Source organism: Devosia sp. 1635 (assembly GCF_013185955.1).
Classification (GTDB): Bacteria; Pseudomonadota; Alphaproteobacteria; order Rhizobiales; family Devosiaceae; genus Devosia.
In genome coordinates this window covers 261022-271952 of record NZ_JABAOM010000002.1, presented here as the reverse complement: position 1 = coordinate 271952, position 10931 = coordinate 261022, and the positions used below count along the sequence as shown (strand labels likewise).

Sequence of the window (10931 nt, the reverse complement as noted above, 5' to 3'; positions counted from 1 at the left end):
ATCAGGGCTTCTTGCGGAAGGCGTCGAGGCTGATGACCTTTTCGCCCGTGGCTTCGCCGTCGGCGGCGGGCTGATCAGTGGCAGCCGTTTCCCGCGCCTCGGCAATCTCGTCGGCCGTGGCACCGGCGGGTGCCGTCGTGGGATCGAAGTTGAGGCCAAACTGCACGGAGGGGTCGAAGAACCCCTTTACCGCGGCAAAGGGAATGACGAGCAGTTCGGGCTGGCCATCAAAACTCAGGCCGACCTCGAAGCCGGTTTCGGTGACCTTGAGGTCCCAATACTGGTTCTGGATGACGATGGTCATTTCCTTGTCGTACTGCGCCAGGAGCTTTTCGCTCAGGCGCACGCCGGGGGCGCGAGTGACAAAGGAGATAAAGAAGTGATGATCGCCTGGCAGGCCGGTCTTGGCCACTTCTGCCAGGACTTTGCGCACGACGCCGCGCAGTGCCTCCTGGGCGAGAATGTCGTAGCGCAGGTGATCTTCGGCCATATCGATAGTTTCCGGCTGGTGTCGATTCAGAACGGCCCATATCAGCCTCACGTTCCCTGAGAATTCAAGGACAAAGGCAAAAGTTGCGGCGATAAGCGGGGAGGGAAGTGCAGGCTTCTGTTGCCAGGTGCCTGCGGACCCCGCCTGTCAGCCGGCTAGGGCTGGAGGACTTAGATTCCCAGTACTAGCGCTGCTTACGCAGCGAGAGCGACTGGAGCCTTATGGTTGTCATTTGCAACTATAAGTTTTGGACCGATAACGGTGGTACCTCACCGAGCGAAAACACACCCTTTACGCCCTCGTCGATCCTGTTTCGCCCCCATTGGCTACTCTCGCGGGGAGGGTAGATGGTGGAGGCGCCGGGTACTGCCCCCGGGTCCGAAAGGTTTATTACGATGGCAGTTTATCGCCATAGCTCTTGCGAGCACGACATATATAGGACGCGCCCCCGCCCGATGCAAATGGCTTGATGCAAAAAGGCGGCAGCATCCGCAGGCCTTGGTGTTTGCGCGCGCCTGTGTCACACTGGCGCGGCAAAAGCCCGGAGTGCAGACGATGCAGATCAAGGCCGGCTTCACCCTCAGCTACCAGTGTCCCCAACCTACGCCCATGCTGCTTTGCCTGCATGTGCATCCATCACGCCGGGCCGATTTGCTGAGCGAGCAGATTCTGGTGTTTTCACGGCCGGTGGACGCATGGGACTACCTTGATGGCTTCGGCAATTCCTGCACCAGGATCGTTGCCCCGGCGGGGCAGCTGACCATTTCAACCGAGTTCTGGGTGTTCGATACCGGCTTGCCCGATGTGGTGCCTGCCACTGCACATCAGCACGCAATCGAGGAATTGCCGGACGAAGCGCTCGTCTACCTCTTGGGTTCGCGCTATTGCGAAACCGATTTGCTGACGCCGGTGGCTTGGGAGTTGTTCGGCGCTGCCGAGCCAGGCTGGCCGCGGGTGCAGGCAATCCTGGATTGGGTGCACAACCATATCCGGTTTGATTACGGGCAGGCCGACCGCACGCGCAGCGCTTTCGGCGCGTATCAGGGGCATGTGGGCGTGTGCCGCGATTTTGCGCATCTGGCGCTCACTCTTTGCCGCTGCATGAATATACCGGCGCGCTATTGCACGGGCTATCTGGGCGATATCGGGGTTCCGCCCAACCCGGCGCCGATGGATTTTTCCGCCTGGTTCGAGGTGTATCTGGGCGGGCACTGGTATACCGCCGATGCGCGGCATAACACCCCGCGGATTGGGCGCGTGCTGATGGGGATCGGCCGCGATGCCACCGATGTGGCGCTGTCGACCCAGTTCGGGCCCGGCACCCTGTCGGGCTTCGAGGTGGTGACCGAACAGGTGCAGCCGGCGGTCTAGCCGTTCCAGCGCATCCCCATGTAAACGCCGCCGCGTTCGAGTTCGCCAAGCATCTGCTCGAGGTGCTTTTGCTTGGTTTCGGGACGCTTCACCTTGTTGATCCACAGCAGGTAGTCGTTACGCTGATAGGGCGGGCGGGCGTCGTATTTGTCCCGCAAGCCCCGCTGCCCCAGAGCATCGCGGACAAACTCGGGCATCTCCTCGCGCGCGCGTAAAGGACGCAGCCTGGGGCTCACCGTGCGATTTCCTTCTGCTCGCGTGCTGGCCTTTGAAAAGGCGCGGGGAGGCGCAGGCTTGAAGCGATAACAGGGATGGTCATGGCGCTGCTCCTTTCAGCCAAGGCTAGACCGAGACTGCTGACACGCAAAGACAGCAGCAGCGGCGGTACTAGGCTACTCCCGCGGCTCCGCAAAAGGGCGGAAGCTACCGGGGAAAAGTGAGGCGACGGGCAGGCGCGCCGCCCCGGAATCGGCTAGGCTGGGGGCATGCAGCCTTATCTCAAGCTTTTATCCGATATCCTCGAGCACGGCGTCGACAAGGGCGACCGGACCGGCACCGGCACGCGCTCGCTGTTCGGCTACCAGATGCGGTTCAACCTGGCGGAGGGCTTTCCGCTCGTCACCACCAAGAAGCTGCATCTCAAATCCATCATCTATGAGCTGCTCTGGTTCATTCGCGGCGACACCAATGTGCGCTGGTTGCAGGAGCATGGGGTCAAGATCTGGGACGAATGGGCTGACGAGAATGGTGATCTCGGTCCGGTTTATGGCTCGCAATGGCGCAGCTGGCCGGCGCCCGACGGGCGCAAGATCGACCAGCTCGGCGCCGTCATCGAATCCATCCGCACCAAGCCCGACTCCCGGCGCCATATCGTTTCGGCCTGGAACCCGGCTGAAGTGGATGAGATGGCGCTGCCGCCCTGCCACTGCTTGTTCCAGTTCTATGTGGCCAACGGCAAATTGAGCTGCCAGCTGTATCAGCGCTCAGCGGACACGTTTTTGGGCGTGCCGTTCAACATCGCCTCCTATGCCTTGCTGACCCATATGGTGGCGCAGGTTACGGGGCTCGAAGTGGGCGATTTCGTGCACACCTTTGGCGATGTGCATCTTTATTCCAACCATTTGGAGCAGGCGCGCCTGCAGCTGACGCGCGAGCCGCGGCCATTGCCGCAGCTGACGCTGAACCCGGCGGTGACCCGGATCGAGGACTTCCGCTTCGAGGATGTGACGATCAGTGGCTACGATCCGCATCCGCATATCAAGGCGGCCGTTGCCGTATAGGGGCTCCTTCCCCCGCTGCGCGTGACGGGCTAGGGTGCGTTTATCGGGGTGCGGGGGCGTGGCCGTCCCCGGCAAAGAGGGGTCTGCGATGCGCTGGATTGGCATTGTTTGTTGGGTGGCGGCGACGGCCCCGGCGCTGGCCAATGACACCTCGGCGGTGATCGGCGCGGGTGGGCTGGAGTTCGTGTCCAACAATTCCATCGCCATGGCGAGCGAAGAGCTGTTCATCTCGGCCGAGGAGATTCGGGTCGTTTACCAGTTCCGCAATGATGGGGATGTCGACCAGGATGTGCTGGTGGCCTTTCCCATGCCCGATATTGCGGCTGACCCGTGGTCGCCGGTAGCCTTTCCCGATGGTCCCGAAGACAACCCGTTCCGCTTCGAAACGACGTTCGATGGGGTGCCGGTCGAGGCGGAGCTGCATGAATATGCCTTTGCGGCGGGGGTGGATCGTACCGACTATTTGCGCAAGCGGGGAATTCCCTTGCTGCCCTTCGGGGAGACGGCTACCGAAGCGGTAGACGAGCTCGACGAGGCGACGACTGCCGAAATGTTGCATCTCGGGCTCCTCGTCCCGGACGAGTTCGATGCGGGCAAAGGGTGGGAGCTGCATCATCGGCCATACTGGACCTGGCGGGCGGCTTATACCTGGGAAGCCACTTTCCCCGCGCGGGCGACCGTTGAGGTCGTGCATCGCTACAAGCCTAGCGTCGGCGGGACGGCAGGGATCAGCTTTCTCAACGAGGCGGGTGGCAACTACAACCCTGCCGCGGAATATGAGCGCAAATATTGTGTAGACGAGGCCTTCCGCAATGCGGTGCTCAAGACCGCCAAGCCCGGCGAGCCCTGGACGGCACCCTTCACCGAAAGGTGGATTTCCTACATTGTTTCGACCGGTTCCAACTGGGCCGGCGGAGCGATCGAGCGGTTCCGGCTTGTGGTCGACAAGGGCGCGCCCGAAAACCTGGTGTCGTTCTGCGGCACCGATGTGCGCAAGATCGGGCCAACCACCTTCGAGATGGAAGCAAGCAATTACTGGCCGCAGCGCGAGCTTGATATCCTGATCCTGCAGCGCCATGAGGCGCAGCCGTGAGCCTGCGCATCCGGCCGGCCGCCCCGGCTGATGCAGCATTGGTGCTCGGGTTCATCAAGGATCTGGCGCGCTACGAAAAGCTCGAGCACGAGGTGGTTGCCACCGAAGCGGACATTGCGCGCGACCTTTTTGGTGCCAATCCGCGGGTGTTCTGCGAGATTGCCGAATGGGACGGCAAGCCGGCGGGGTTCGCGCTCTGGTTTTACACTTATTCGACCTTCCAGGGCCGACACGGCATCTGGCTCGAAGATCTGTTCGTGGATCCGGCGTTGCGGGGGAAGGGTCTTGGCAAGGCGCTGTTGCGCCACCTGGCGCAGCGCTGTGTCGCCGAGAAGCTAGGCCGGCTGGAATGGTGGGTGCTGGACTGGAACCAGCCTTCGATTGATTTTTACCTGGGGCAGGGTGGCGTGATGCAGGATGAATGGACCAAGGTGCGGGTGGATGGCGAGGCTTTGGCCAGGTTGGGCCAGCCATGAGCGCCCAGATCGCAATGATTGCCGCCGTGGCGCGCAATGGGGTGATCGGCAGCGCCCAGACCATTCCCTGGCGCATTCCATCGGACTTTGCCTATTTCCGCGACAGCACGATGGGCAAGCCGATCGTGATGGGCCGCAAGCAATATGACACAGTGGGCCGGCCGCTGCCGGGGCGGACCAATATTGTCATCACGCGCCGGCAGGACTTTGGGCCACCCGGCGTGATTGTGGTGCCAACTCTTGAAGCCGCGTTGACCAAGGCAGCCGAGATTGCTGGCGCCGACGACGTCGATGAGATCATGGTGATCGGAGGCGGGGAAATCTATCGCCAGCTGATGGACCGCGCCGATCGGCTTTACATCAGCCATGTCGAGCTGGAGCCGGAGGGGGACGTATTGTTTCCCCCGATCGATCCCGAGGTTTGGGTGGTGGTGGATGAACCCGATATCGCCCCATCGGCCGATGACGAGGCCGCCTACCGCGTCAAAGTGTACGCCCGTCGTTAAGGGCGCGCTCATTGATCGGTTCCCTGTGCCTGCCTATATAGGTCGGCAAGTAAACGACGATGGCTGAAAGGATTATGATGCCCTGGGAGAGTAATGGAGGCGGGGGTGGCCGCAATAATGGCGGCCCGTGGGGACAAGCCCCCGGTGGCGGTGGTGGTGGCGGCGGTCCACGTCGGCCAGGCAACACGCCAAACCTTGAAGATATACTCAACCGCGGACGTGACCGGTTCCAGGGTGGTTTGCCCGGCGGACGCTGGGCAATTATCGGCGGTGTTGTGCTGGTGATCGGCTTTTGGGCGCTGAACTCCATCTATACTGTTGATCCGCAGGAAGTGGGCGTTGAACTACGGTTCGGTGCCCCCAAGCCAGAATTGTCCAATCCAGGGCTGCATTTCCATCTGTGGCCGATCGAAACGGTTGAACGCGTCACGGTTACCGAGAACCAGACCGATATTGGCAGCGCCAGCGGCTCGGGTGCTAGCGGCTCGGGCTCACGCACGGGCGGCGATGATGGGCTGATGCTTTCGGGCGACCAGAACATTGTCGATGTGCGCTTTTCGGTGCTGTGGTCGGTTTCCAGCCCGATCGACTATCTGTTCAATGTGCGTGACCCCGAAGACATGGTCCGCAATGCCGGCGAAAGCGCGATGCGCGAAGTGGTGGGCCGTCGTCCGGCCCAGGACATCTTCCGTGACGACCGTGCCGGTATCGCCATCGAAGTGCAGGAAATCACCCAGGCCATTCTCGACAGCTACGGCATTGGCGTTCGCGTCGGCCGGATCTCGATCGAAAATGCCGCGCCGCCAGCCGAAGTGGCCGATGCCTTCAACGAAGTGCAGCGTGCCGAGCAAGACGAAGACCGCCTGCAGGAAGAAGCCCGTTCCTATGCCAACACCCTTCTCGGCGATGCCCGAGGCCGGGCAGCGGCGCTGCGGGAAGATGCGGCAGCCTACACCAACCGCGTGGTGCAGGAAGCAACCGGTGAGGCCCAACGCTTCAACGCGATCTATGCCGAATATGTCAACGCGCCCGAAGTGACGCGCAAGCGCCTGTTCCTTGAAACCATGGAAGAAGTGCTGGGCGGCTCCGACAAGGTGCTGATGGAAAGCGGGGCCGGGGGCCAGGGCGTGGTGCCATATCTGCCATTGCCTGAGCTGCGTACGCGCAGCAATGCACCGACCACTCCTCCCACCACGACGAGCGGGAACTAAGCCATGCAAAACCGTTTGATTGTCATCGGCGTTGCCGTCGTTCTCGCGCTCTATGTGTTGTTCTCGTCGATCTATGTGGTCAATGAGCGCGACCAGGCCATCGTGATGCGCTTTGGCCAGATCACCGATATCCGCACCGAGCCGGGCATCTATTTCAAGATCCCGACCGATATCGTGGACAGCGTGCAGATCATCGAAGATCGGCTGCTGCGCCAGGATATCGCTGACATGACCGTGCAGGTTTCGGGCGGCGCCTTTTACGAGGTGGATGCGTTCCTGACCTACCGGATCACCGATCCGCGGCTGTTCCGCGAACGTGCGCTGGGCCAGTTGCAGGTTGCCGAAAGCCGTATCGCCACCCGCTTCGATGCAGCGCTGCGCCAGGTTTATGGCTTGCGTGAATTCAATGCGGCGCTGTCGGAACAGCGTCCGCAGATGATGCGGGAAGCCCGTGACCTGATCCGTCCCGATATGGCGGAGCTGGGCATCGAAGTGGTCGACGTGCGTATCCTGCGCACCGACCTTGCCGCTGAAGTGTCCGAGCGGACCTATGAGCGGATGCGCGCCGAGCGTTTGGCGGAGGCCGCATTGCTGCGGGCTCGCGGCCAGGAGCAGGCCCAGTCGCTGCGCGCCATTGCCGATCGTCAGGCCGTGGAAATCGTGGCAGCGGCAACGCGTGACGCCGAGATCATCCGTGGTACGGGTGACGCCGACCGGAACCGGATCTTTGCTGCCGCCTATGGGCAGGATCCTGAGTTCTTCGAGTTCTATCGCTCGATGGAATCGTACCGGACGGCACTGTCCAATACGGGCACGACCATGGTGCTGTCGCCCGAGAGCGAGTTCTTCCGGTATTTCGGCTCGAATGGCGAATTGCCGGCAGCCAATCCGAACCTTGCGCCCCCGATTGCACCGGTACCGGCTCCAGCCGTGCCGACTAGCGAGGGTCCGGCCCTTGATGGCCTCGGGATCGAGGATGCCACTACGCCTAGCCTGACGCTGGACGACGGCTCCGAACTGGCCCCGACCGTCGGCACGGATGTGCCGCCGCCAGTGGAAGGCGAGACCGCTCCTGCGGCAGCGCCCGCCCCCGAAGCACCGGCGGCACCGGCTCCGGCTCCCGCTGCGGCTCCGACGCCCTAAGCGGCACCGGATAGCGAAACGAAAACCCCCGCCAGTGGCGGGGGTTTTTTGTTGGGCAGGTGGTGGGCGGGTTAGCGGACGATGTCTTCGTCGGTATAGCCCTGCAGATAGAGGAGGGCGGTGAGATCGCCATGGTCGATCCGCACGCCCGCTTCGGCCGCAACGGCGGGCTTGGCGTGGATGGCGACGCCCATGCCAGCGGCGCGGATCATGTCGAGATCATTGGCGCCATCGCCAACCGCCATGGTCTGGCTGAGCGACAGGCCACGCTCGGCGGCGAGGGCTTCGAGCTTGGTGCGCTTGGTGTCCTTGTCGACAATGGGCTTTTGCACCGTGCCGGTGAGGCGGTCGCCATCGAACTCAAGCACATTGGCGAGCACTTCATTGAAGCCGATGCGCTTGCCGAAATGATCGGCAAAGATGGTGAAGCCGCCTGAGACAAGGGCGGTATAGGCGCCATAGGCTTTCATGGTTTGCACAAGGGCGCGGCCGCCGGGCGCGAGGGTGATGGCTTCGCGCCGGACCTCCTCGATGACCTTGCGCTCAAGGCCCTTGAGCAGGGCGACGCGGGTGTCGAGCGCCTGGGCAAAATCGAGTTCGCCGCGCATCGCGCGCTCCGTGATTTCGGCGACCTGGGGCTTGATGCCGAGGGCGGCCGCGAGCTCGTCGATGCATTCCTCGTTGATCATGGTGGAATCCATGTCGGCGAGAAGGATCTGCTTGCGGCGGCCGGTGCTGGGCACGAGGGCGGCATCCACGGCGCGGGTGCCGATGACGGCGCGGGCGGCTTCCAGCGCTTCGGTTGACTTTGGCTCGATGATCTCGCAGGCAATGCCGTGATTGAGCCAGTTGAGCTCGCCCCCGGTTTGACGCAGGACGGCTTCTGCCAATGGCGGATCGAGTTCGGAGTCAGCGGGATTGGCGATCAGGCAAAGAACCGGCATGGCGGGAATGAAACTCGGGGAGGGATGGGAGTGAAGGGCCACAGGCGCGCCGTTTTGATAGCGGGTCCAACCGCGAGCGGCAAGTCGGCCTTGGCGCTCGAGCTTGCCCGGGCGCAGGGCGGCGTGATCATCAATGCCGATGCCATGCAGGTCTATGACACCTTGCGGGTGGTAACGGCCCGTCCGAGCGCCGATGAGGAGGCACTGGCGGAGCATCGGCTCTATGGCGTGGTGCCGGCGCGGGTCCGGTTTTCCACCGGCCAGTGGCTGGGAGCGGTGCGGCAAGTGACAGAGGAAATCGATCCGGAGCGGGCGCTGTTTTTTGTGGGCGGCACAGGGCTTTACTTCGATGCGCTGCTGAATGGATTCGCCGATATTCCCCCGATTGCGGCCGAACTGGTGCTTCAAGTTCAACAAGAGATTCAAGCGCTCGACGCCGCCGGAAGGCTGACTTTGCTGGAGGCAGAGGATCCGGTGAGTGCGGCCCGGCTCGGGGTGGCCGATCCGCAGCGGCTGACGCGGGCGCTGGCGGTCAAGCGCGCGACGGGGCGGACCTTGTCGAGCTTTCAGGATGCGCCGCAGGCGGCGCTGCTCGGTGGGTTTGAAGTGGAGCGCATGGTGCTTGATCCGGACCGGCAGGTGTTGCGCGAGCGCATTGCGCGCCGGTTTGCGGCGATGTTCGAGAGCGGGGCAGTGGAAGAAGTGCAGGCGCTGCGTGCCCAGGAGCTCGACCCTTCCTTGCCGGTGATGAAGGCTATCGGGGTGCCCGAGATCGGCGACTGGCTCGAGGGCCGCAGCAGCAAGGAAGAGGCGGTGCGGCTGGCGACGATCGCCACCCAGCAATATGCCAAGCGGCAACGGACCTGGCTTCGCAACCGCTTCGCCGATTGGCCGCGTCGCGCCAGTTAAGGTCGCAGCACGCCGGAGCGTGCGGCGGGGCGCCAGCACGCTGCGCGTGCAGCGGATCTAGCGGGGACGCAAGAGCCCTAGTCGTTCGCGCATGGCAAAGCGGGCAACCAGAACCACCGCCACAAAGCCAAGCCCCACGGCCAAGCCGATCCAGATGCCGACGCCGCGCATGTCAAAGGTGAAACCAAGAAGATAGGCCACCGGCATGCCGACCAGCCAATAGCCGATGATGGCCACAACCATGGGGATCTTGGTGTCACTAAGGCCACGCAGTGCGTGCGCCGCCACGACCTGGGCGCCATCCACGATCTGGAACAAGCCGGCGACCGCGACGAAGCTGGCGGCAAGGGCAAGCGCATTGTGGTTGGCTGGCTGGTCAGGGTCGAGGAAGATGGTGACAATAGCGGGGCCAAACGCCAGGAAAACGAGGGCCGAGCAGGCCATGAAGCCGGTGCCAAGGCCAAAGGCAGTCCAGCCTGAGCGAGCGATGCCAATGGGGTCGCCGCGACCGAAGGCATGACCGACCCGGACGGTGGCGGCGGTGCCGAGGCCCAGCGGCACCATGAAAGCCGTGGAAGCGCATTGCAGGGCAATGGCGTGGGCGGCGACTTCATCAGTGCCGAGCCGGCCCATCAGCAAGGCGCTGGCCGTGAAGAGGCCCACTTCGGCCAGGACGGTGATGCCGATCGGCGTGCCGACGCGGAAAATCTGCCCGAGGCGCTTCCAGTCCGCGGCCCAAAGGCGATGCAGCAGATGCAGGCGGCGGAAGCGGCGGTGGCGCAGCACAAAGATCGCCATGGCGGTAAACATGACGATATTGGTCAAAAGGGTTGCAAGGGCAGCGCCGCGCAGCTCAAGCCGCGGCAAGCCCCAATTGCCAAAGATCAGGCCATAGTTGGCGAGGGCGTTGACGACGACCCCGCCGACGGTGATCAACAGCACGACCCGCGTGGCATCAAACGCGGCGAGCAGCGAGCGGAACGCGACAATGCCAAGGGCGGGAAACAGCAGCCAGATGGCCACATGGATGTATTCTTCGGCAAGAAGCGTTGCCGCGGGATCTTGCCCCAACAAGGCAAAAACCGGGCGGATCTGCCATATGATGGGCGTGAGCACGAGCGCCAGAATGGCCGCGGCCCACAGGCCCTGGCGCACGATATGGCGGATGGAGCGGGTGTCACGGGCGCCGCGCGCCTGGGCCACGAGGGGCGCTACGGCGCCAACCAGCCCGATACCGCCAACAAGAAAAGGCATCAGGAAAGTCGTCGCAAGGGTACCAGCCGCCAGCTGGCTCGGACCCAGCCAGCCCAGCATGATGACATCGGTGGTTGCAAGCGCGTTTTGCGCCAGCTGTGCGATCACCAGCGGCCAGGCGAGGGCAAAGGTGGCGCGCAGTTCGGCAATCCAGCTGACGCGCACGGGCTCAGGTGCAGCGGTGGCGTCGGCCACAACCGTGATTTGCTCGCTCATGTGATTTCGTCCTACTCGCGGGCGCATGCTCTAGCCCA

Annotated in this window: 12 protein-coding genes and 1 other RNA gene; 8 read left to right on the top strand and 5 right to left on the bottom strand. The window is 63.2% G+C overall.

All coding sequences use genetic code 11. From position 1 onward, the window contains the following. Position 1 precedes the first annotated feature (1 nt). Both HRU92_RS08225 and ssrA read right to left on the bottom strand, forming a co-directional pair. Positions 2–490 carry an SspB family protein gene (locus HRU92_RS08225; RefSeq protein WP_172123644.1) on the bottom strand — a complete coding sequence of 163 codons (489 nt, stop codon included), beginning with the start codon at positions 488–490 and terminating at the stop codon, positions 2–4. Positions 491–596: 106 nt separating this feature from the next. Beyond that, positions 597–955, bottom strand: a transfer-messenger RNA (tmRNA) gene (ssrA, locus tag HRU92_RS08220). Between the two features lie 90 nt (positions 956–1045). On the opposite strand from ssrA, the gene HRU92_RS08215 reads away from it, so the two are divergent. Further along, entirely contained in the window at positions 1046–1861 is an 816-nt protein-coding gene (locus tag HRU92_RS08215; protein ID WP_172123643.1) for a transglutaminase family protein, read from the top strand. Here HRU92_RS08215 and HRU92_RS08210 read toward each other — a convergent pair. After that, the gene (locus HRU92_RS08210; RefSeq protein WP_349236865.1) at positions 1858–2097 is read right to left on the bottom strand and encodes a YdeI/OmpD-associated family protein; all 240 of its coding nucleotides are present in this window, start codon (positions 2095–2097) and stop codon (positions 1858–1860) included. The genes HRU92_RS08215 and HRU92_RS08210 overlap by 4 nt on opposite strands. Before the next feature lie 249 nt (positions 2098–2346). Between HRU92_RS08210 and HRU92_RS08205 the strand changes: the two genes are divergently transcribed. The 6 genes from HRU92_RS08205 (at position 2347) to HRU92_RS08180 (ending at position 7570) form a co-directional block, all read left to right on the top strand. Next, positions 2347–3141 carry a thymidylate synthase gene (locus tag HRU92_RS08205; RefSeq protein ID WP_172123642.1) on the top strand — a complete coding sequence of 265 codons (795 nt, stop codon included), beginning with the start codon at positions 2347–2349 and terminating at the stop codon, positions 3139–3141. Positions 3142–3229: 88 nt separating this feature from the next. After that, complete coding sequence (locus tag HRU92_RS08200; RefSeq protein ID WP_127753536.1) at positions 3230–4234, top strand: DUF4424 domain-containing protein; 1005 nt, start codon at positions 3230–3232, stop codon at positions 4232–4234. After that, the gene (locus HRU92_RS08195; protein ID WP_172123641.1) at positions 4231–4710 is read left to right on the top strand and encodes a GNAT family N-acetyltransferase; all 480 of its coding nucleotides are present in this window, start codon (positions 4231–4233) and stop codon (positions 4708–4710) included. The genes HRU92_RS08200 and HRU92_RS08195 overlap by 4 nt, the downstream gene beginning before the upstream one ends. Beyond that, positions 4707–5216, top strand: a complete 510-nt coding sequence (locus HRU92_RS08190; RefSeq protein WP_172123640.1) for a dihydrofolate reductase — start codon at positions 4707–4709, stop codon at positions 5214–5216. The genes HRU92_RS08195 and HRU92_RS08190 overlap by 4 nt, the downstream gene beginning before the upstream one ends. Before the next feature lie 77 nt (positions 5217–5293). Then, on the top strand, positions 5294–6427 hold the full coding sequence (gene hflK, locus HRU92_RS08185; RefSeq protein WP_172125046.1) for an FtsH protease activity modulator HflK: 1134 nt from the start codon (positions 5294–5296) through the stop codon (positions 6425–6427). 3 nt (positions 6428–6430) lie between these two features. Continuing rightward, on the top strand, positions 6431–7570 hold the full coding sequence (locus HRU92_RS08180; RefSeq protein WP_172123639.1) for a protease modulator HflC: 1140 nt from the start codon (positions 6431–6433) through the stop codon (positions 7568–7570). Positions 7571–7641: 71 nt separating this feature from the next. Here HRU92_RS08180 and serB read toward each other — a convergent pair whose 3' ends face one another. Beyond that, positions 7642–8556, bottom strand: coding sequence for a phosphoserine phosphatase SerB (gene serB / locus HRU92_RS08175; protein ID WP_349236708.1), 915 nt, complete (start codon positions 8554–8556; stop codon positions 7642–7644). Between serB and miaA the strand changes: the two genes are divergently transcribed. Next, a complete protein-coding gene (gene miaA, locus HRU92_RS08170; protein ID WP_172123638.1) occupies positions 8539–9423 on the top strand; it encodes a tRNA (adenosine(37)-N6)-dimethylallyltransferase MiaA in 885 nt (294 codons plus the stop codon). The two genes, serB and miaA, sit on opposite strands and share 18 nt — an antisense overlap. Before the next feature lie 57 nt (positions 9424–9480). Here miaA and HRU92_RS08165 read toward each other — a convergent pair whose 3' ends face one another. Then, positions 9481–10893, bottom strand: a complete 1413-nt coding sequence (locus HRU92_RS08165) for an MATE family efflux transporter (protein ID WP_172123637.1) — start codon at positions 10891–10893, stop codon at positions 9481–9483. Positions 10894–10931 lie beyond the last annotated feature (38 nt).

Coding starts and splice junctions, on each gene's coding strand:
- HRU92_RS08225 (WP_172123644.1), bottom strand. CDS start 490: ATGGCCGAAGATCACCTGCGCTACGACATTCTCGCCCAGGAGGCACTG.
- HRU92_RS08215 (WP_172123643.1), top strand. CDS start 1,046: ATGCAGATCAAGGCCGGCTTCACCCTCAGCTACCAGTGTCCCCAACCT.
- HRU92_RS08205 (WP_172123642.1), top strand. CDS start 2,347: ATGCAGCCTTATCTCAAGCTTTTATCCGATATCCTCGAGCACGGCGTC.
- HRU92_RS08200 (WP_127753536.1), top strand. CDS start 3,230: ATGCGCTGGATTGGCATTGTTTGTTGGGTGGCGGCGACGGCCCCGGCG.
- HRU92_RS08190 (WP_172123640.1), top strand. CDS start 4,707: ATGAGCGCCCAGATCGCAATGATTGCCGCCGTGGCGCGCAATGGGGTG.
- hflK (WP_172125046.1), top strand. CDS start 5,294: ATGCCCTGGGAGAGTAATGGAGGCGGGGGTGGCCGCAATAATGGCGGC.
- HRU92_RS08180 (WP_172123639.1), top strand. CDS start 6,431: ATGCAAAACCGTTTGATTGTCATCGGCGTTGCCGTCGTTCTCGCGCTC.
- miaA (WP_172123638.1), top strand. CDS start 8,539: ATGGGAGTGAAGGGCCACAGGCGCGCCGTTTTGATAGCGGGTCCAACC.
- HRU92_RS08165 (WP_172123637.1), bottom strand. CDS start 10,893: ATGAGCGAGCAAATCACGGTTGTGGCCGACGCCACCGCTGCACCTGAG.